Annotated in this window: 15 protein-coding genes and 2 pseudogenes; 16 read left to right on the top strand and 1 reads right to left on the bottom strand. The window is 62.8% G+C overall.

Features of this window, described 5'->3' with window-relative positions; all coding sequences use genetic code 11:
* Positions 1-59: 59 nt before the first annotated feature.
* Positions 60-1,031 carry a glutathione synthase gene (gene gshB / locus HT737_RS13515; protein WP_041063511.1) on the bottom strand — a complete coding sequence of 324 codons (972 nt, stop codon included), beginning with the start codon at positions 1,029-1,031 and terminating at the stop codon, positions 60-62.
* 225 nt (positions 1,032-1,256) lie between these two features.
* Here gshB and pilG point away from each other — a divergent pair, with 225 nt between their 5' ends.
* From pilG to madM, 16 genes and pseudogenes are all read left to right on the top strand, one after another.
* A complete protein-coding gene (pilG, locus tag HT737_RS13510; RefSeq protein ID WP_041063509.1) occupies positions 1,257-1,661 on the top strand; it encodes a twitching motility response regulator PilG in 405 nt (134 codons plus the stop codon).
* Positions 1,662-1,721: 60 nt separating this feature from the next.
* Entirely contained in the window at positions 1,722-2,087 is a 366-nt protein-coding gene (gene pilH / locus HT737_RS13505) for a twitching motility response regulator PilH (RefSeq protein WP_047297146.1), read from the top strand.
* A 10-nt stretch (positions 2,088-2,097) separates the two neighbouring features.
* Positions 2,098-2,637: a chemotaxis protein CheW gene (locus HT737_RS13500; RefSeq protein WP_182402848.1), complete on the top strand. Its 540-nt coding sequence runs from the start codon at positions 2,098-2,100 to the stop codon at positions 2,635-2,637.
* Positions 2,638-2,837: 200 nt separating this feature from the next.
* Positions 2,838-4,892 (top strand): methyl-accepting chemotaxis protein, encoded by a 2,055-nt coding sequence (locus HT737_RS13495; RefSeq protein ID WP_041063506.1) that lies wholly within the window; start codon positions 2,838-2,840, stop codon positions 4,890-4,892.
* A gap of 11 nt (positions 4,893-4,903) precedes the next feature.
* Positions 4,904-10,816: pseudogene (locus tag HT737_RS13490) on the top strand (Hpt domain-containing protein).
* On the top strand, positions 10,809-11,279 hold the full coding sequence (locus HT737_RS13485) for a chemotaxis protein CheW (protein WP_086792248.1): 471 nt from the start codon (positions 10,809-10,811) through the stop codon (positions 11,277-11,279). Before HT737_RS13490 ends, HT737_RS13485 begins: the two are co-directional and overlap by 8 nt.
* Before the next feature lie 532 nt (positions 11,280-11,811).
* Positions 11,812-12,177 (top strand): DUF6124 family protein, encoded by a 366-nt coding sequence (locus HT737_RS13480; RefSeq protein ID WP_182402846.1) that lies wholly within the window; start codon positions 11,812-11,814, stop codon positions 12,175-12,177.
* A gap of 282 nt (positions 12,178-12,459) precedes the next feature.
* Positions 12,460-14,131 (top strand): annotated as a pseudogene (gene mdcA, locus HT737_RS13475) (malonate decarboxylase subunit alpha).
* A complete protein-coding gene (locus HT737_RS13470; RefSeq protein ID WP_182402836.1) occupies positions 14,131-15,003 on the top strand; it encodes a triphosphoribosyl-dephospho-CoA synthase in 873 nt (290 codons plus the stop codon). The pseudogene mdcA and the gene HT737_RS13470 overlap by 1 nt, the downstream one beginning before the upstream one ends.
* Positions 15,003-15,302: a malonate decarboxylase subunit delta gene (locus HT737_RS13465; protein WP_095668108.1), complete on the top strand. Its 300-nt coding sequence runs from the start codon at positions 15,003-15,005 to the stop codon at positions 15,300-15,302. The genes HT737_RS13470 and HT737_RS13465 overlap by 1 nt, the downstream gene beginning before the upstream one ends.
* On the top strand, positions 15,295-16,146 hold the full coding sequence (locus HT737_RS13460; RefSeq protein ID WP_182402833.1) for a biotin-independent malonate decarboxylase subunit beta: 852 nt from the start codon (positions 15,295-15,297) through the stop codon (positions 16,144-16,146). Before HT737_RS13465 ends, HT737_RS13460 begins: the two co-directional genes overlap by 8 nt.
* Complete coding sequence (mdcE, locus tag HT737_RS13455) at positions 16,143-16,928, top strand: biotin-independent malonate decarboxylase subunit gamma (protein WP_182402831.1); 786 nt, start codon at positions 16,143-16,145, stop codon at positions 16,926-16,928. The genes HT737_RS13460 and mdcE overlap by 4 nt, the downstream gene beginning before the upstream one ends.
* Positions 16,922-17,542 (top strand): malonate decarboxylase holo-ACP synthase, encoded by a 621-nt coding sequence (locus tag HT737_RS13450; RefSeq protein WP_182402829.1) that lies wholly within the window; start codon positions 16,922-16,924, stop codon positions 17,540-17,542. The genes mdcE and HT737_RS13450 overlap by 7 nt, the downstream gene beginning before the upstream one ends.
* Positions 17,539-18,459: a malonate decarboxylase subunit epsilon gene (mdcH, locus tag HT737_RS13445; protein WP_182402827.1), complete on the top strand. Its 921-nt coding sequence runs from the start codon at positions 17,539-17,541 to the stop codon at positions 18,457-18,459. Before HT737_RS13450 ends, mdcH begins: the two co-directional genes overlap by 4 nt.
* 66 nt (positions 18,460-18,525) lie before the next feature.
* Positions 18,526-18,942 carry a malonate transporter subunit MadL gene (madL, locus tag HT737_RS13440; RefSeq protein WP_027610595.1) on the top strand — a complete coding sequence of 139 codons (417 nt, stop codon included), beginning with the start codon at positions 18,526-18,528 and terminating at the stop codon, positions 18,940-18,942.
* Between the two features lies 1 nt (position 18,943).
* Positions 18,944-19,708 carry a malonate transporter subunit MadM gene (madM, locus tag HT737_RS13435; protein ID WP_047297120.1) on the top strand — a complete coding sequence of 255 codons (765 nt, stop codon included), beginning with the start codon at positions 18,944-18,946 and terminating at the stop codon, positions 19,706-19,708.
* Positions 19,709-19,766: the final 58 nt, after the last annotated feature.

Below are 19,766 nucleotides of genomic sequence, written 5' to 3'. Positions count from 1 at the left end.
AATGTTGGTTTCACGCCTTGGGCTTCACGCTTCAAGCGACAGACTGCATGTGACGTGCATCAAGCTTGTGGCTTTTTGCCGGCGGCTTGCAGTTTCTTGTCGATCGCGTCCATCAGCATGCCGCCGATGTCGGTGCCGAACGCGTTGTCGATTTCGCGGATGCAGGTCGGGCTGGTGACGTTGATTTCCGTCAGGTGTTCACCGATCACATCCAGACCGACAAACAGCAAGCCTTTCTCACGCAGGGTCGGGCCGACTTGCGCGGCGATCCAGCGATCCTTGTCGGTCAGCGGCCGCGCTTCGCCACGACCACCGGCCGCGAGGTTGCCACGGGTTTCGCCTTGAGCCGGAATTCGCGCCAGGCAGTAATCCACCGGCTCGCCGTCGATCATCAGGATGCGTTTGTCGCCGTCGACGATGGCCGGCAGGTAGCCCTGAATCATGATCTGCTGCTTGCCGTGCAGCGTCAGGGTTTCAAGGATCACCGACAGGTTCGGGTGACCGGCGGTATGACGGAAGATCGACGAACCGCCCATGCCGTCCAGCGGCTTGAGGATGACATCGCCATGGTGGTCGGCGAATTCACGCAGCACGTCCGGACGACGGCTGACGATGGTCGGCGGCGTGCACTGCGGGAACAGCGTGGCGAACAGCTTTTCGTTGCAGTCGCGCAGGCTCTGCGGTTTGTTGACCACCAGCACGCCGGCGGTTTCGGCCTGTTCCAGCAGGTAGGTGGAGTAGACGAACTCCATGTCGAACGGCGGATCCTTGCGCATCAGGATCACGTCCAGGTCGCTCAGCAGGTTGTCCTGCTCGGCGTCCAGTTCGAACCATTTTTCCGGGTTGGCGAAGACTTTCAGCGGCTTCATGCGCGCCCGCGCCTGACCTTCGGCCTGATACAGGTCGCGCTGTTCCATGTAGAACAGTTCCCAGCCACGTTTCTGCGCGGCCAGCAGCATGGCCAGCGAGCTATCCTTTTTATAGGAAATGCTGGCGATAGGGTCCATGACAATCCCGACGCGAACGCTCATTGGGTTTTCCTCGAAAATTGGCTACCGGATCGGTATTGAAAAAGTGCCGCCAGAGTGGCTCCGGGCGGGTTTTCGGTCAAGGAAAAACCCGTCGATAGATTGCATCTGGAGACTGTGCTAAAAAGGCTGGAATAGCGTGCTGGCCCTTGAGCATCAAGGGTTTCCAGCCATTACTCATCGCAAAACGGACAATTTGATTCGCAAAGGCGACGGTAGAGCCCCCTTATGGAACAGCAGTCCAGCGCCTTGAAGGTCATGGTGATCGACGACTCGAAAACGATTCGTCGCACCGCCGAAACGCTGTTGAAGAATGTGGGCTGCGAGGTCATCACGGCCATCGACGGCTTCGACGCGTTGGCCAAGATCGCCGACAACCACCCCGGGATCATTTTTGTCGACATCATGATGCCGCGTCTGGATGGTTATCAGACCTGCGCTTTAATCAAGAACAACAGTGCGTTCAAGGCCACGCCAGTGATCATGCTGTCGTCGCGTGACGGACTGTTCGACAAGGCCAAGGGGCGCATTGTCGGTTCTGATCAATTTTTGACCAAACCTTTCAGCAAGGAAGAACTGCTCGACGCGATTCAGGCCCACGTTCCGGGCTTTGCCGCCGTTTTGCCGCAGTAAGACACGTACAGTGACGCTCGGCCAGCGGGCCGGGAGTCGACAAGAAAAATGGGGAAGACCATGGCACGTATCCTGATCGTCGATGATTCGCCGACTGAAATGTACAAACTCACCGGCATGCTGGAAAAGCACGGCCATGAAGTGCTCAAGGCCGAAAACGGCGCCGACGGCGTGGCCCTGGCCCGTCAGGAAAAACCCGACGCGGTGTTGATGGACATCGTCATGCCCGGCCTCAACGGTTTTCAGGCCACCCGCCAGTTGACCAAGGATGCCGAGACCAGCCATATCCCGGTGATCATCATCACCACCAAGGATCAGGAAACCGACAAGGTCTGGGGCACCCGTCAGGGCGCCAGGGATTACCTGACCAAACCGGTCGAAGAAGACATGCTGATCAAGACCCTGAACAACGTGCTGGCCGGTTGATCGCGCGACCATGAGCGAATCGCTGACCGCGTTCGAACTGCTGTGGCAGATCGACCAGCGCTGCCGCCTGCTGGCGGCGGACCTGCCGTCGCAACCCGGCCGTCAGGATCGCTGGAGCGGCATCGGTTTTCGCCTCGGCGAGCACTGGTACGTCACGCCGATGGGTGAAGTCAGCGAAGTGCTGCACGAACCACGCTGCACTCAATTGCCCGGGGTCAAGCCATGGGTCAAAGGGGTGGCTAACCTGCGTGGGCGCTTGCTGCCGATCATGGACCTGTGCGGCTTCTTCGGCCACGAGCTGTCACCGCTGCGCAAACAGCGGCGGGTGTTGGTGGTGGAGCACAACGACGTGTTTGCCGGGCTGCTGGTGGATGAGGTGTTCGGTTTGCAGCACTTCGAGCAGGACAGCTTCGAACCGATCTCGATCAGCAAGCGCCAGGGTTCCAAGGCCGAGTTCGTCAAAGGCTATTTTCGGCGCGAGCAGAACTGGCGGGTGTTCAGCCTGTTTGCGCTGGCCAGGTCGCCGGTGTTCATGAACGTCGCGATATAGCCGAAGCACCATAAATATATGGGGTGGGAGTCTGTGGCGAGGGGATTTATCCCCGATGGTTGGCGAAGCCAACCCAAAACCTGCATTCGCGATGTTCCAGATACCACTCAGTTTTGGGGCCGCTGCGCGACCCATCGGGGATAAATCCCCTCACCACAAATCCCACAGTGGACCGTGGCAGGTTTCATAGGCGAGGACCGATGACAAAAGCAAAAACAGGCAAGTCGGCAGAAGGGTCGCGCAGTCGTTCGCAGATCATCGTGCTGTTCATCGCACTGATCGTGTTCATCATGCTGCTGTTCGCCAACTTCGCCTACCTCAACACCCAGGCCAATTACGACAAGCAGTACATTGGCCACGCCGGTGAGCTGCGCGTGCTCTCGCAACGCATCGCCAAGAACGCCACCGAGGCCGCCGCCGGCAAGGCCGCCGCGTTCAAGCTGCTGAGCGATGCGCGCAACGATTTTGCCCAGCGCTGGGGTTACCTGAAGAAGGGCGACCCGGCCACCGGCCTGCCACCCGCGCCAGCCGCCGTGCGCCCGGAAATGCGCGCGGTGCAGCTGGATTGGGAACGCCTGCTGAAAAACACCGACGCGATTCTCTCCAGCGAACAGACCGTACTCTCGCTGCATCAGGTCGCCGCGACCCTGGCCGAAACCGTGCCGCAGTTGCAGATCGAATACGAAAAAGTCGTCGAAATCCTCCTGCAACGCGGCGCCCCGGCGGCGCAAGTGGCGATGGCCCAGCGCCAATCACTGCTGGCCGAACGCATCCTCGGCGCGGTCAACACCGTGCTCGCTGGCGACGAAAACTCGCAGCAGGCCGCCGACGCTTTTGGCCGCGACGCCACTCGTTTCGGCCAGGTGCTCAACGGCATGCTGCAGGGCAACCCGACCCTGAAAATCAGCCAGGTCGAAGACCGCGATGCCCGCGCACGCCTGAGTGAAATTTCCGAGCTGTTCCAGTTCGTCTCCGGCTCCGTGGACGAAATCCTCGAAACCTCGCCGGAGCTGTTCAAGGTCCGTGAATCGGCGAGCAACATCTTCAGCCTGTCGCAGACCCTGCTCGACGAGGCTTCACACCTCGCCAGCGGTTTCGAAAACCTTGCCGGCGGACGCAGCACCGACACCATTGGCGGCTACGTCCTGGGCTTGCTGGCACTGGCCTCGATCATCCTGATCGGCATGGTCATGGTCCGCGAAACCAACCGCCAGTTGCGCGAGACCGCCGAGAAGAACGAGCGTAACCAGAACGCGATCATGCGCCTGCTCGACGAGATCGAAGACCTCGCCGACGGTGACCTGACGGTGACCGCCTCGGTGACCGAAGACTTCACCGGGACCATCGCCGATTCGATCAACTACTCGGTCGACCAACTGCGCGATCTGGTTGCGACCATCAACCTCACCGCCGGCCAAGTGGCTGCCGCCGTGCAGGAAACCCAGGCCACCGCCATGCACCTGGCCCAGGCCTCGGAACATCAGGCGCAGCAGATTTCCGAAGCCTCGACGGCGATCAGCGACATGGCTCAGTCGATCGATCAGGTCTCGGCTAACGCCGCTGAATCCTCGGCGGTGGCCGAGCGTTCCGTGGAAATCGCCAACAAGGGCAACGAGGTGGTGCACAACACCATCCACGGCATGGACAACATCCGCGAACAGATTCAGGACACCGCCAAACGCATCAAGCGCCTCGGCGAGTCGTCCCAGGAAATCGGCGACATCGTCAGCTTGATCGACGACATCGCCGACCAGACCAACATCCTCGCGCTCAACGCGGCGATTCAGGCGTCGATGGCGGGGGATGCCGGACGCGGGTTTGCCGTGGTTGCCGACGAAGTGCAGCGGCTGGCCGAGCGCTCGTCCGCCGCCACCCGGCAGATCGAAACCCTGGTGCGGGCGATTCAGACCGACACCAACGAAGCGGTGATTTCCATGGAGCAGACCACCACCGAAGTGGTGCGCGGCGCGCGACTGGCGCAGGATGCCGGGGTGGCGCTGGAAGAAATCGAAGGCGTATCGAAGACCCTTGCCGCGCTGATCCAGAGCATCTCCAACGCGGCGCAGCAGCAGACCTCGTCGGCCGGGCAAATCTCGCTGACGATGAACGTGATCCAGCAGATCACCTCGCAGACTTCGTCTGGCTCGACCGCCACCGCCGAGAGCATCGGCAACCTGGCGAAGATGGCCAGTCAGCTGCGCCGTTCGGTATCCGGTTTCACCTTGCCGTCGGCGTCCGCGACGGACAAGGCGTGAGTGGAGTGGTTATGGGTGACCGGCACGACTATGTGGCCCTCGAATGGGTCAAGGGTGAAATTGCCGAAACGCTGAAACAGGCGCATCAGGCGATTGAGTCCGTGCTCGATGACCCGCACGCCGCGCCGGGCCTGGACGAGTGCCTGGCGTTTATTCATCAAGTGCATGGCAGTTTGCAGATGGTCGAGTTCTACGGCGCGGCATTGCTGGCCGAAGAGATGGAGCATCTGGTCGACGCCCTGCAGCAAGGGCGCGTCAGCCACCGCGACGAAGCCCTGCACTTGTTGCTGCAAGCCCTCGGGCAATTGCCGATTTACCTCGATCGGGTGCAGAGCGCCCGCCGCGACTTGCCGTTGGTGGTGCTGCCGCTGATCAACGATCTGCGCAGTGCGCGCGGTGAAAGCCTGCTCTCGGAAACCAGCCTGTTCAGCCCGCCACTGCCGGACTTGCCGCCGTTGAGCGAGGAAGCCTTGGCCGCGCTGGAGCCGGCCGAGTGGCCCAACGTACTGCGCAAGTTGCGCCAGATGTTGCAAATGGCGCTGGTCGGGTTGCTGCGCGAGCAGGATGACCAGACGCACCTCGACTACCTGGCGAAAGTCTTCCAGCGCCTCGAAGCGCTGAGCGCCAATGCGCCGTTGAGCCCGCTGTGGCAGGTCGCTTCAGCGCTGGTCGAAGGCATGCGCGAAGGCGCCATCGCCAACAGCCCGGCCTTGCGCAGCCTGTTCAAGGACGCCGACAAGGAACTCAAGCGCCTGCTCGAACAAGGCCCGCGCGGCCTCAATCAGCCGCCTCCGCCGGAGCTGCTGAAAAGCCTGCTGTTCTATATTGCCAAAGCCGAACATCCCACCGGGCAGATGCTGACCATGAAAGATCGCTACTCCCTGGACGACGCGTTGCCCGACAGCGCGATGGTCGACGAAGAACGCGCGCGCCTGGCCGGCCCCGACCGCGATGCGATGCGCTCGGTGCTGGCGGCGCTGTGCGAAGAGCTGGTGCGGGTCAAGGAGCGCCTCGACCTGTTCGTGCGCAGCGACCGTCAGCACACTGCTGATCTGGAGAGCCTGCTGGCGCCGCTGCGGCAGATCGCCGACACCCTCGCGGTGCTCGGTTTTGGTCAGCCGCGCAAAGTCATCATCGATCAACTGGCGGTGGTCCTCAGCCTGGCTCAGGGCCAGCGCGAACCGAATGACGCGACCCTGATGGACGTGGCCGGCGCGCTGCTCTACGTCGAAGCCAACCTCGCCGGGATGGTCGGCACCGTAGAGCCGGAAAGCCCTGAAGACGCGCGCCTGCCGACCACCGACCTGACACAGATCCACCAGATCGTGATCAAGGAAGCGCGCATCTGCCTGCAACAGGCCAAGGACATGATCGTCGATTACATCGACGCCGACTGGGATCGCCAGCAACTGCAACCGCTGCCGGAGTTGCTGACCCAGGTGCGCGGCGCGCTCGCGATGATTCCGCTGAGCCGCGCGGCGAGTCTGGTCGAGGCCTGCAACAGCTTCATTCGCGAACACCTGCTGCTCGATCCGCATGAGCCGGGCTGGCAGCAACTGGATCACCTCGCCGACGTCATCACCAGCCTCGAGTATTACCTCGAACGCCTGAGCGACGACCCGCAAGCGCCGAATGAACAACTTTTGGATGTTGCACAGAAGAGCCTTGCCAGCCTCGGTTTCTTTCCTGACGAGCCTCCCGGCGAACCTCACGTGCCGTTGCTCGACGATGTACTCAGCCCCAGCGAAGCGCTGGTGATGCAGGACCTGCAGGCGCTGGACGATCCGCAGACCGTGCAGTCGCTGGCCGAGGTGCTGGCCAGTCCGGTATCGGCAGTCAACCCGCCGGCCTTGATCACCCCCGGCAGCCTGATGCCGCCGCCGCTCGATGAAGCACCGGTGGACGATGAACTGCGCGAAGTGTTCCTCGAAGAGACCGACGAGGTGCTCGAAGTCCTGCACGAATACCTGCCGCGCTGGACGGCTGACACCCGCGACCGCGCCGCCCTGACCGAGCTGCGCCGCGCTTTTCACACCTTGAAGGGCAGCGGGCGCATGGTGCGTGCGCTGATCCTTGGCGAGCTGGCCTGGGCCGTGGAAAACCTGCTCAACCGCGTACTGGAACACAGCGTCGAGCCCAGCGCGCAGGTGCAGCAGTTGCTCACGGACACGGTGTTGTTGCTGCCGGAACTGATCAGCGAATTCGCCACTCAGCGCCAGCGGCAGCGCCGCGATGTCGATCAACTGGCGGCCCGCGCGCATGCGCTGGCCAAAGGTGTCGAGCCGCTGGCGGCCGAAGACGTCGACGATGTGGCGGCCCTCGATCCGCTGTTGCTGGAGATCTTTCGCAACGAGGCTGAAACCCACCTCGCCAGCCTCAACCGCTTCCTCGATCAGGCCGCCGAGCATGTGCCGCTGCCGGCCAGCGACGAATTGCAGCGCGCCTTGCACACGCTCAAGGGCAGTGCGTCGATGGCCGGCGTATTGCCGATTGCCGAACTGGCCGCGCCGCTGGATAAGCTGGCGCGGGAGTTCAAGGCGCATCAGTTGCCTCTGGATCTGGATGAAGTGGAATTGCTCCTCGAAGCCGAAGGCCTGTTCCGCGTTGGTTTGCGCCAGCTCAAGCACGATCCGCTGGCGCCGATTGTCGGTGCGCAGTCGCTGATCAAGCGCACCGAAACGCTGCTGGCCGACCGCCTGGAAGCGATCCTTAACGCGCCGAACACCGGCCTGCGGATCAAGCGCGATCCGCAACTGATCAACAACTTCCTCGCCCAGGGCATGGACATCCTGCTCGACGCCGAAAGCCTGTTGCAACGCTGGCAGCAACACCCCGGCGAGCGCCAGGAACTCAGCGCGCTGCTGGATGAGCTGAGCACTTTGGGCGAAGGCGCGCACCTCGCCGATCTGCTGCCGGTGGATGTGTTGTGCGAAGCCTTGCTCGACCTCTATGGCGCCGTCGAAGAAAGCAGCCTGGCGGTCAGCGACAGGTTTTTCCACGAAGCGCAGAACGCCCATGAAGCGCTGATCAACATGCTCGACGAACTGGCTGCCGGCCAGGAAATTACCCCGCAGCCGCAGCGCATTCGTGCCCTGCACGAGCTGCTCGATGAAAGCCTCGACCCGTCAGCGATGGGGCTGATCCGCAGCGACGGCAGCCGCACCTTGAACATCAGCGAACTGGGTGCCGCCACCGCCGAACTGTCCCGCGCCAATGCCGAGACGGCGCCGGACGACGAGATCGTCGAGATCTTCCTCGAAGAGGCGGTAGACATTCTCGACAGCGCCGGGCAAGCCCTGCAGCGCTGGTTGAGCGACCCGGACAACACTGCGCCGCTGTCGTCGTTGCAGCGCGATCTGCACACCCTCAAGGGTGGCGCGCGGATGGCCGAGGTCGATGCCATCGGCGATCTGGCCCATGAGCTGGAAAGTCTCTACGAAGGTCTGGTAGATCGTCGCCACAGCTACAGTGAGCTGCTCGGACGCTTGCTGCACAAGAGCCACGACCGCTTGGCGCAGTTGCTTGAACAGTTGCACAACCATCAGCCACTGACCCCGGCGCAAGACTTGATCGAAGCGATCCGCCATTTCCGTCAGGGCCAGTCCGGCAGTGCCGAAGCGGCACAGCGACGGCTGTACCCGACAGCGCAGCGCATGATCCGGAGCTGCTGGACATCTTCCTCGAAGAAGGTTTCGACATCATCGAAAGCTCCGGCGCGGCGCTGCTGCGCTGGCAGGCCGAGCCGGGCAATCGGCAGGAAGTGGAAACCCTGCTGCGCGATCTGCACACGCTCAAGGGCGGCGCGCGGATGGTCGAGATCGGCCCGATCGGCGACCTCGCCCATGAGCTCGAATTCCTTTACGAAAGCCTCGCCACCGGCGTGCTGCAACCGTCCGCCGAACTGTTTGCGCTGGTGCAGCGCGGGCATGACCGCCTGGCGCAAATGCTCGACGGCGTGCGCGCCGGGCAGCCATGCCCGCCGGCGGATCGGCTGATCAACGCGATCCAGAATTTCAGCCATCCGGCGACCCCCCGACACGCCGCCGTTGCTGCCGATTCCGGCCAAGACCGAACCTGCCGCACCCGCCGCCGATGCCGGCGCGGACATGGTCAAGGTCTCCGCCGAACTGCTCGATGAACTGGTCAATCTGGCCGGCGAAACTTCGATTTTCCGTGGGCGTATCGAGCAGCAGGTCAGCGATGCGCAAACCGCGCTGAACGAGATGGAAACCACCATCGAGCGCATGCGCGATCAATTGCGCCGGCTCGATACCGAAACCCAGGGACGGATTCTCAGCCGCCAGCAAGTCGATGCTGAACGCCTCGGTTACGAAGAATTCGACCCGCTGGAAATGGATCGTCACTCGCAGTTGCAGCAACTGTCGCGAGCGCTGTTCGAATCCGCTTCCGACCTGCTTGACCTCAAGGAAACCCTTGAGCGCCGTAATCACGATGCCGAGAACCTGTTGCAGCAGCAGGGGCGAATCAATACCGAATTGCAGGAAGGCCTGATGCGCACGCGCATGGTGCCGTTCGAACGGATGCTGCCGCGCCTGAAACGTATCGTGCGGCAGGTCGCCGAAGAGCTGAACAAGGACGTCGCCTTCATCATCGACAACGCCGAAGGCGAGATGGACCGCAACGTGCTGGAGCGCATGGCGGCGCCGCTGGAACACATGCTGCGCAACGCCGTCGACCATGGCCTGGAGTCAGCCGAAGTGCGGCTGGCGGCGGGCAAACCGGCGCAGGGCACAATCAGCCTGGACTTGTCCCGCGAGGGCGGCGACATCGTTTTCGATATTCGTGACGACGGCGCCGGGGTGCCGCTGGACGCGGTGCGGCGCAAGGCGATCAAGCGTGGCCTGCTCGCACCGGACGCCGAGATCAGCGACCGCGACGTGCTGCAGTTCATCCTGCAGCCGGGCTTTTCCACCGCGGAAAAGATCACCCAGATTTCCGGGCGCGGCGTCGGCATGGACGTGGTTCATGAGGAAGTCCGGCAGCTCGGCGGCACCATGAGCATCGACTCGGTGCCGGGGCAGGGCGTGCATTTCCGCATTCGTCTGCCGTTCACCGTGTCGGTCAACCGCGCGCTGATGGTGCAGTGTGGTGAGGATCAATATGCGATTCCGCTGAACACCATCGAAGGCATCGTTCGGGTGTTGCCGAATGATCTGGAAGCGCACTACCGCAACGATCCGCCGAGCTACCACTACGCCGGCCAGCGTTACGAGTTGTGCTATCTGGGCGAGCTGCTGAAAACCGCGCCACGCCCCAAACTGCTCGGCCAGAGCCTGCCATTGCCGGTGCTGCTGGTGCAGTGCAATGACCGGCACATCGCGGTGCAGGTCGATGCGATGGCCGGCACTCGCGAGATTGTGGTCAAGAGCCTCGGCCCGCAGTTCGCGGCGGTGCAGGGGGTGTCCGGGGCGACGATTCTCGGCGATGGCCGGGTGGTGCTGATTCTTGATCTGCTCGCACCGATTCGCGCGATGCAGGCGCGGATCGCCCAGCATCCGGCGCAGGCGGACATCGACAGTGAGCCGCAGAAACCCCTGCTGGTGCTGGTGGTCGACGACTCGGTCACGGTGCGCAAGGTCACCAGCCGTTTGCTCGAACGCCACGGCATGAACGTGCTGACCGCCAAGGACGGCGTCGATGCCATGCTGCTGCTCGAAGAACACATGCCCGACCTGATGCTGCTCGACATTGAAATGCCGCGCATGGACGGCTTTGAAGTCGCCACCCAGGTGCGCCACGACGAACGCCTGCAACACCTGCCGATCATCATGATCACCTCGCGCACCGGGCAGAAACACCGCGACCGTGCGATGGCCATCGGCGTCAACGACTACCTCGGCAAGCCGTATCAGGAATCGGTGCTGCTCGAAAGCATTGCCCACTGGAGCAAGAAACATGCATGAGCGCCGCCACAACGCGCGCAGCAGCCAACTCACCGGCCTGCTGCTGCCACTGGCCGACCGCAACCTGATCCTGCCCAACGTCGCCGTCGCCGAGTTGATCGACTACCAGGCCAGCGCGTTCGATCTGGACACGCCGCCGTGGTACCTGGGGCGGGTGAGCTGGCGTGAGCGGCAGATCCCGCTGCTGAGTTTCGAGTCGGCGTGCGGGCAGAAAATTGTCATCGGCGAACGCGCGCGGATCGTCATCCTCAATGCCCTTGGCGGCTTGCCCCAGCTGAAATTCATCGCGCTGCTGGTGCAGGGGATCCCGCGTTCGTACAAGCTCGACAGTCAGTTGAGTTATGTCGATGTGCCGTTGTGTGCGCTGGAGCAGGCGGCGGTGCAGGTCGGGGAACAGGTGGCGAAAGTCCCGGATTTGTTGGGGTTGGAGCAGTTGTTGGTGGAGGCTGGGCTGGTTCACTGATCCAGAGTTTGTGGTGATCTAGCTGGCCTCTTCGCGAGCAAGCTCGCTCCCACATTGGGCTTATGCCGTGCACAAAATTTGCGTTCTCTCAAGATCTCCTGTGGGAGCGAGCTTGCTCGCGAAGGCGCCACTCGCTTCACCCAAGTCCGACAGACAAACCCTCAATTTTTACAGCGCAATAAACACCCTTCAGCCTCGTTGTTTAAAGACATCCAGTGTTACGCCTGATCAGCCTACAAATCCTTGCGCCACTGCCTACGCATGCACCAGAATCCGCCGGCTTGTGCGCCCTCGGCAGGCTGCGTAACTTGATCCCGTCACTGATTCCCAGTGATCGGGTTTAGCAGCCCGTGGTTAATCTAAGGGTGCACATACATCATCGTCAGGCTCAGTGCCTGCATTCGATGGCGGCTGTGCGCAGGGCGCTTCGGCGCGCCGGCTTCCTTAGGTTCCCCGGTCTGCTAACCTGCGTTCAGCTGCCACCCCTTCTTTTAGCAGAGAAGCGGTTCCAGCTTTAATTCGGAACCTGAAAATGATTAAACCGACACCAAGCCCGCCGCCCGCAGACACGGCATCCCCCTACGAATCCCCTGAATCAAAGAAATTCCACGAAGCCGCCGAACGCGCCCTCGACCACTATCTCGGCCCGCCAAAACCCGACCTCATGGCTACGCCCTACACCCCCAACACGCTGTATATGGCCAACCCCGACGCCGACAGTGAATCCCTGTTGGCCGACGCCAGCGAATCGCTCGGCTCGGCCACGGTCATGCTCAACAATCATGCGGCGCTGGTGCAAGGCACGCACCGCAAGACCCTGCAGGGCATTGCTCAAGTGGTGATGGTGGCGGAGATGGCGGTGAATCGGGTGCTCGACAAATTGGTGCCAACAGACTGAAAAGCGCAGCATTCCCCTGTAGGAGCTGCGGCACGCTGCGATCTTTTGAACTTGATTCTGAAGATCAAAAGATCGCAGCCTCGTTTCACTCGACAGCTCCTACAGGGGATTTGGGTTGTCACATAGTGGTTGAACAACTCAAATCCCTGTGGGAGCGAGCTTGCTCGCGAAGGCGTCGTCAAACGTTACGCTGACCGTAATGATTCACCACCGCGCTTGATTGATGCCCTCCACCCCACACGCCTAACGTAGCTCCACGACAGCGAACCCCGTGGAGTGAGCATGACAACAACAATTTCCCCCGACTCGCGCTGGACGCGGCGGCGTGACGAGAAGCAGCGGCGTCTCGACAAGGTGCGCGGGCTGGCCGACGGCGTGGTGTTGCCCAGCGACAAGATCGTCGCCGCGCTTGAAGCGTTGATCCATCCCGGCGACCGTGTGGTGCTGGAGGGCAACAACCAGAAGCAGGCGGATTTCCTTTCCCGTTCGCTGGCCAAAGCCGATCCGGCCAAGCTGCATGATCTGCACATGATCATGCCCAGCGTCGGTCGCTCCGAGCACCTTGATCTGTTCGAACGCGGCATCGCCCGCAAGCTCGATTTCTCCTTCGCCGGCACCCAGAGCCTGCGCATCAGCCAGTTGCTCGAAGACGGCCTGCTGGAAGTCGGCGCGATTCACACCTACATCGAACTCTACGCGCGGCTGGTGGTGGACCTGATCCCCAACGTCGTGCTTTCGGCCGGGTTCATGGCCGACCGCAACGGCAACATCTACACCGGCCCCAGCACCGAAGACACCCCGGCACTGATCGAACCGGCGGCGTTCAGCGACGGCATCGTCATCGTTCAGGTCAACCAGTTGGTGGATGACGTCAGCGAACTGCCGCGCGTGGATATCCCCGCCTCATGGGTTGATTTCGTGGTGGTGGCCGACAAGCCGTTCTACATCGAACCGCTGTTCACCCGCGACCCACGGCACATCAAACCGGTGCACGTGTTGATGGCGATGATGGCGATTCGCGGGATCTACGAAAAACACAACGTGCAGTCGCTCAACCACGGCATCGGTTTCAACACCGCCGCCATCGAGCTGATCCTGCCGACCTACGGCGAATCCCTCGGCCTCAAAGGCAAGATTTGTCGCAACTGGACGCTTAACCCGCACCCGACGCTGATCCCGGCGATCGAGAGCGGCTGGGTCGAAAGCGTGCATTGCTTTGGCACCGAGCTGGGCATGGAAAACTACATCGCCGCGCGCCCGGACGTGTTCTTCACCGGCCGCGACGGCTCGCTGCGTTCCAACCGGATGTTCTGCCAACTCGCCGGGCAGTACGCGGTGGATCTGTTTATCGGCGCGACGCTGCAGGTCGATGGCGACGGGCATTCCTCGACCGTGACCCGTGGCCGCCTCGCCGGTTTCGGCGGTGCGCCGAACATGGGCCACGACCCGCGCGGTCGGCGTCACGGCACCCCCGGCGTGGCTCGACATGCGCCACGACGACGCGCCGCAACCGATGCTCGAACGCGGCAAGAAACTCGTGGTGCAAATGGTCGAGACCTTCCAGGAGGGCGGCAAACCGACCTTCGTCGAAACCCTCGACGCAGTGGACGTGGCGAAGAAAAGCGGCATGCCGCTGGCGCCGATCATGATCTACGGCGACGACGTCACCCACCTGCTCACCGAAGAAGGCATCGCCTACCTGTACAAGGCGCGCTCGCTGGAAGAGCGCCAGGCGATGATCGCAGCGGTCGCCGGCGTCACCGCCATCGGTCTGCGCCACAACCCGAAAGACACTGAACGTATGCGCCGCGAAGGCCTGATCGCCTTGCCCGACGACCTCGGCATCCGCCGCACCGACGCCACCCGCGAACTGCTGGCAGCGAAGAGTGTGGCCGATCTGGTCGAGTGGTCCGGCGGCCTGTACAACCCGCCCGCCAAGTTCAGGAGCTGGTAATGCACGCACTCAACCTGCAAGCGAAACCCCTGAGCCTGAGCGAGCGCCTGGCGGATCTGGCGGTGGATGCGCTGATCGACGAAGCCGATCTGTCACCGAAACCGGCGCTGGTCGACCGACGTGGCAATGGCGCGCACACCGATCTGCACTTGGGCCTGATGCACGCTTCGGCATTGTCATTGTGGCCGGCGTTCAAGGAAATGGCCGAGGCCGCAGTTGATATCGGCGCAGTCGATACAGCGTTGCGCGAAGCGATTGGTCGCATCGGTCGCGAAGGCGAGCAAGCCATGCTTGCGACCACCAATGGGGTGAATACCCATCGCGGCGCCATTTGGGCACTGGGGTTATTGGTGACCGCCGCTGCGCTGGAACCGAAATCCTCAAGTGCCAACGCCGTCTCTGTTCGCGCCGCACGTCTGGCCTTGCTGGATGATCGCTACGCACCAAAACCCTTGAGCCACGGGGCTCAGGTCGCCCTGCGTTACGGCGCACGCGGCGCTCGGGAGGAAGCGCAACTCGGCTTCCCGTCCGTGCTGCAACGTGGCCTGCCGCAACTCAAACGCAGCCGCGCCAACGGCCACGGCGAACAGAATGCCCGGCTCGATGCGCTGCTGGCGATCATGACCGATCTGGCCGACACCTGCGTGCTCTACCGCGCCGGTGAACAAGGCCTGCAGGTCATGCAACACGGCGCGCAAGCGGTGCTCGACGCCGGTGGCAGCGCCAGCCTCAACGGGCGTCGGCGCCTGCACGCACTGGATCAACAACTCATCGCATTGAATGCCTCGCCCGGTGGCGCCGCCGACTTGCTCGCCGCCACGCTGCTGCTCGACCGAATCGAGCGCGACGGTATCCTTCAGGGAGCGTTTTGATGGAAACCTTATCCTTTGAATTTCCCGCCGGGCAGCCGCCACGCGGGCGCGCGCTGGTCGGTTGTGTCGGCTCCGGCGATCTGGAAGTGCTGATCGAACCGGGGCTGGCCGGCAAGCTGACGATCAATGTGCAGACCTCGGTCAACGGTGCGCAGCAGCGCTGGCAGCATCTGTTTGCGCGGATGTTCGACGGCACCACGCCACCGGCGATGGCCATCGATATCCACGATTTCGGCGCCACGCCGGGGGTGGTGCGGCTGCGTCTGGAACAAGGTTTCGAGGAGATCGGCCATGAATGACAGCGCAGCGCTGTTGCACAAGCACAGCTTCGTCGAACTCGGTGCGCGGCAACGGGCGAAAGCCTTGCTCGATGCCGGGACCTTCCGCGAATTGCTTGACCCGTTTCAACGGGTCATGTCGCCGTGGCTCGAACGCCAGGGCGTGGTACCGCAAGCCGATGACGGCGTGGTGATCGCCAAGGGCAGCCTTGACGGTTTGCCGCTGGTGATCGCCGCCATCGAGGGCGCGTTCCAGGGCGGCAGCCTCGGCGAAGTCGGCGGGGCGAAGATTGCCGGCGCGCTGGAACTGGCCGCCGAAGACAACCGCAAAGGCATCCCGACCCGCGCCGTGTTGCTGATGGAAACCGGTGGCGTGCGCTTGCAGGAAGCCAATCTCGGGTTGGCGGCGATTGCCGATATTCATGCGGCGATTGTCGATTTGCAGCAGTACCAACCGGTGGTCGGTGTGGTCGCGGGCAGCGTCGGCTGTTTCGGCGGTATGTCGATTGCCGCTGCGTTGTGCAGCTATTTGCTGGTGACTCAGGAAGCGCGCCTCGGTCTCAACGGCCCGCAAGTGATCGAACAGGAAGCCGGGATCGAAGAGTACGACTCCCGCGACCGGCCCTTCATCTGGAGCCTGACCGGTGGCGAGCAGCGTTTCGCCAGCGGCTTGGTGGATCGTTACGTCGCCGATGATGTGGCACAGATTCGCCAGCAGGTCGGTGCGTTGCTGCAACAGGGTTTGCCAACGCGGCCGCGCAGTCAGCGCGCCGATTGGTTTCTGCAACGTCTGGCGAGCCTGGACACCGATAAGCAAATCGAGCCTGCGGTGGTTCGCGATCTGTATCAAGGAGAGCGCTCATGAGTGATTATTCGGTGCGCGGTTTGAACTGGTTCAACGCATTGAGCGCGGGTGCGAAAGCGGTGGAAGGTTTGCCGCCGTCGTTGAAGGTGGCCGATGGCGAACTCGGACGCTTTATTGCTGTGGTTGCTGACCCCGACAACCGCTTTCCACGCGCTCGCAACGGCGAAGTCGGTTTGCTCGAAGGCTGGGGCCTGGCCAAGGCGGTGGATGACGTGATCACGGCAGATCGCGACAAAGCGCAGAAGCGCCCGATCATCGCCATCGTCGACGTCCCGAGCCAGGCTTACGGTCGTCGCGAAGAAGCCCTCGGCATTCATCAGGCCCTGGCCGGTGCGGCGGACAGTTATGCCCGCGCCCGTCTGGCCGGGCATCCGGTGATTGCGCTGCTGGTGGGCAAGGCGATGTCCGGGGCGTTTCTGGCCCACGGTTATCAGGCCAACCGCTTGATTGCCCTGCGCGATCCCGGGGTGATGGTGCATGCGATGGGCAAGGCTTCGGCGGCGCGGGTGACCTTGCGCAGTGTCGAGGAACTGGAAGCGCTGGCCGCCAGCGTGCCGCCGATGGCTTACGACATCGACAGCTACGCCAGCCTCGGATTGCTCTGGGAAACCCTCTCGGTGCAGCAGATCGAGCAGCCGACGGCGGAGGATCTGACGCGGGTCACCGAGTGCCTGAAACAGGCCATCGACGATATCTCCGGCACTGACTTGCGCAAGCGCCTCGGCGCGAAAAATCGTGAAGCATCCAGCCGCGTGCGTGAACTGCTGAGGGCGCAGTGGTGAACCTGCCATTGGCCCACGACCTGCTGTGGGGCATGACTCCTGCGCAGTTGGCAGCGGATGCGCCGCAGTGGGCAGTCGAATCGCTGGCTGCCGGGCAACCGGTGGTGGTGCGGCGGGCGGTGAGTGCAGAAGGTTGGGTCGCGGTGGGCATTCGCGGTGTGTTGCGTGAGCAGCGCCTGGCGGCGTTCATGAGTCTTGATGCAATCGTGCGTCGGATCAGTCCGGAGGCGCTTTGTCATGTCGATTGCGAGCGCGATCTGTCAGTGATGCAGGCACTCAAACAACTGCGGCCGATGCTCGATGATTGTGGTTGGGTCTGGGGCGTCAGCGGCAGTGTCGGATTTGAGTTGGCCAGCGGTTTCACCGCGATGCACGCGGCCAGTGACCTCGATCTGATTCTGCGTACACCGCAACTGATCACCCGTAATCAGGCACGCAAACTGGTCGCGCGTTTCGATCAGGCTGTGTGCCGGGTGGATATGCAATTGCAGACGCCGTTTGGTGCTGTGGCGCTGCGCGAATGGGCCAGCGGTTCGGCCCGGGTGCTGCTGAAAACTCAGCATCAGGCCTGTCTGGTCACTGACCCGTGGAACCCGCAGGAGCAGGCAGCGTGAGCAGCCTGTTGGTGTTCCCGGGCCAGGGCGCGCAGCAACCGGGCATGCTCCAGCGTTTGCCTCGGGCAACCTTGATCGAGGCCAGCGACGTGCTCGGTGAGGATGTCTCGCTGCTCGATTCGGCCGATGCGCTGCGCAGCACCCGGGCGGTTCAGCTGTGCCTGTTGATCGCCGGGGTCGCTGCCTCGCGGCAGTTGTTGCAGGACGGACTCACGGCGGATTACGTCGCCGGCCTGTCCATCGGTGCGTACCCGGCAGCGGTGGTCGCCGGGTCGCTGAGCTTCAGCGATGCGTTGCATCTGGTCAGCCTGCGTGGCGAGTTGATGCAGCAGGCTTATCCACAGGGCTACGGCATGACCGCGATTATCGGTCTGCAGTTATCCACCGTCGAAACGCTGCTGGCGCAGGTGCACAGCGCGGAGTCGCCGGTGTACCTGGCCAACATCAACGCCGATAACCAGGTGGTGATTGCCGGCAGTGACGCGGCGATGCAAGGGGTGGCGGAACTGGCGCGCAGTCGTGGCGCCGGTCTGGCGAAACGTCTGGCGGTGAGCGTGCCGTCGCACTGTCCGCTGTTGGAAAAACCTGCGCAAATCCTCGCTGAGGCCTTCGCCAAGGTTGAACTGAAGCGCCCGACAATCGCGTACCTGAGTGGCAGCCGCGCGCGTCCGCTGATCAAGCCTGACGCCCTGCGCGACGACCTCGCTTTCAACATGTGCCGCGTGGTGGACTGGCGCGGCACCGTACAAAGCGCTTACGAGCGCGGTGTACGTTTACAAATCGAACTGCCGCCCGGTGCGGTGCTGACCGGGCTGGCGCGCCGGGTGTTCGAATCGGGCACGGTCACTGCCTTTGACAGTGCGCGGCTCGACACCCTGCAAGCGCTGTTGCGTGAGGAGGGAAACCGCCGACCCTAAACTGCCGCGACTCAGGCTTCGAACAACAAAAACAACATTCGACGATGCACTTTGAGGACTACAACAATGATTATTTACGGTGTGGCGCTGTTGGCGATCTGTACGCTGGCAGGGGTGATCATGGGCGACATGCTCGGCGTGTTGCTGGGCGTCAAATCCAACGTCGGCGGGGTCGGCATCGCCATGATCCTGCTGATCTGCGCGCGGTTGTGGATGCAGAAGCGTGGCGGCATGACCAAGGATTGCGAGATGGGCGTCGGCTTCTGGGGCGCGATGTACATTCCGGTGGTGGTGGCGATGGCCGCGCAACAGAACGTCGTCACCGCCCTGCACGGCGGCCCGGTGGCGGTGCTGGCGGCAATCGGTTCGGTGCTGGTCTGTGGCTGCACGATTGCCTTGATCAGCCGCACCCATAAGGGTGAACCATTGCCCGACGAACCGGTGGAAGTCACCCCGGTCGGCACCCCGGTAGGAGGTCGCTGACATGTGGGCACTCATTGAAAACGGTCTGGAACACAATGGCCTGATCACCGCGTTCGCTTTCGTCGGCGTGATCATGTGGGTCTCGGTGATTCTCTCCAAACGCCTGACCTTCGGGCGCATTCACGGCTCGGCGATTGCCATCGTCATCGGTCTGGTGCTGGCATGGGTCGGCGGCACCCTGACGGGCGGCCAGAAAGGCCTGGCCGATCTGACGCTGTTCTCCGGCATCGGCCTGATGGGCGGGGCGATGCTGCGTGATTTCGCAATTGTCGCCACGGCGTTCGAAGTGCAGGCGACCGAGGCGAAGAAGGCCGGGTTGATTGGCGTGATCGCGCTGCTGCTCGGTACGGTGTTGCCGTTCATTGTCGGCGCGTGCATGGCCTGGGCCTTCGGCTATCGCGATGCGGTGAGCATGACCACCATCGGCGCGGGCGCGGTGACCTACATCGTCGGCCCAGTGACCGGTGCGGCGATTGGCGCGACCTCGGATGTGATGGCGCTGTCGATTGCCACCGGGTTGATCAAGGCGATTCTGGTGATGGTCGGCACGCCGGTCGCGGCGCGCTGGATGGGCCTGGATAACCCGCGTTCGGCGATGGTGTTTGGTGGTCTGGCCGGGACGGTGAGCGGGGTGACCGCAGGGCTGGCGGCGACGGATCGGCGGTTGGTGCCTTATGGGGCGTTGACGGCGACGTTCCACACCGGGCTCGGGTGCTTGCTGGGGCCTTCGCTGTTGTTCTTCATTGTTCGCGGGATTGTGGGCTAGATCCGGAATTTCAGTTGTCTGCGCTGACGCCTTCGCGAGCAAGCTCGCTCCCACACTT

This window comes from Pseudomonas sp. MD195_PC81_125 (assembly GCF_014060985.1).
Classification (GTDB): Bacteria; Pseudomonadota; Gammaproteobacteria; order Pseudomonadales; family Pseudomonadaceae; genus Aquipseudomonas; species Aquipseudomonas parakoreensis.
This window is presented reverse-complemented; position numbering and strand designations above follow the sequence as displayed.

What these genes read in the sequence shown, in the direction of transcription:
- gshB (WP_041063511.1), bottom strand. Translation starts at nt 1,031, where the DNA reads ATGAGCGTTCGCGTCGGGATTGTCATGGACCCTATCGCCAGCATTTCC.
- pilG (WP_041063509.1), top strand. Translation starts at nt 1,257, where the DNA reads ATGGAACAGCAGTCCAGCGCCTTGAAGGTCATGGTGATCGACGACTCG.
- pilH (WP_047297146.1), top strand. Translation starts at nt 1,722, where the DNA reads ATGGCACGTATCCTGATCGTCGATGATTCGCCGACTGAAATGTACAAA.
- HT737_RS13500 (WP_182402848.1), top strand. Translation starts at nt 2,098, where the DNA reads ATGAGCGAATCGCTGACCGCGTTCGAACTGCTGTGGCAGATCGACCAG.
- HT737_RS13495 (WP_041063506.1), top strand. Translation starts at nt 2,838, where the DNA reads ATGACAAAAGCAAAAACAGGCAAGTCGGCAGAAGGGTCGCGCAGTCGT.
- HT737_RS13485 (WP_086792248.1), top strand. Translation starts at nt 10,809, where the DNA reads ATGCATGAGCGCCGCCACAACGCGCGCAGCAGCCAACTCACCGGCCTG.
- HT737_RS13480 (WP_182402846.1), top strand. Translation starts at nt 11,812, where the DNA reads ATGATTAAACCGACACCAAGCCCGCCGCCCGCAGACACGGCATCCCCC.
- HT737_RS13470 (WP_182402836.1), top strand. Translation starts at nt 14,131, where the DNA reads ATGCACGCACTCAACCTGCAAGCGAAACCCCTGAGCCTGAGCGAGCGC.
- HT737_RS13465 (WP_095668108.1), top strand. Translation starts at nt 15,003, where the DNA reads ATGGAAACCTTATCCTTTGAATTTCCCGCCGGGCAGCCGCCACGCGGG.
- HT737_RS13460 (WP_182402833.1), top strand. Translation starts at nt 15,295, where the DNA reads ATGAATGACAGCGCAGCGCTGTTGCACAAGCACAGCTTCGTCGAACTC.
- mdcE (WP_182402831.1), top strand. Translation starts at nt 16,143, where the DNA reads ATGAGTGATTATTCGGTGCGCGGTTTGAACTGGTTCAACGCATTGAGC.
- madL (WP_027610595.1), top strand. Translation starts at nt 18,526, where the DNA reads ATGATTATTTACGGTGTGGCGCTGTTGGCGATCTGTACGCTGGCAGGG.
- madM (WP_047297120.1), top strand. Translation starts at nt 18,944, where the DNA reads ATGTGGGCACTCATTGAAAACGGTCTGGAACACAATGGCCTGATCACC.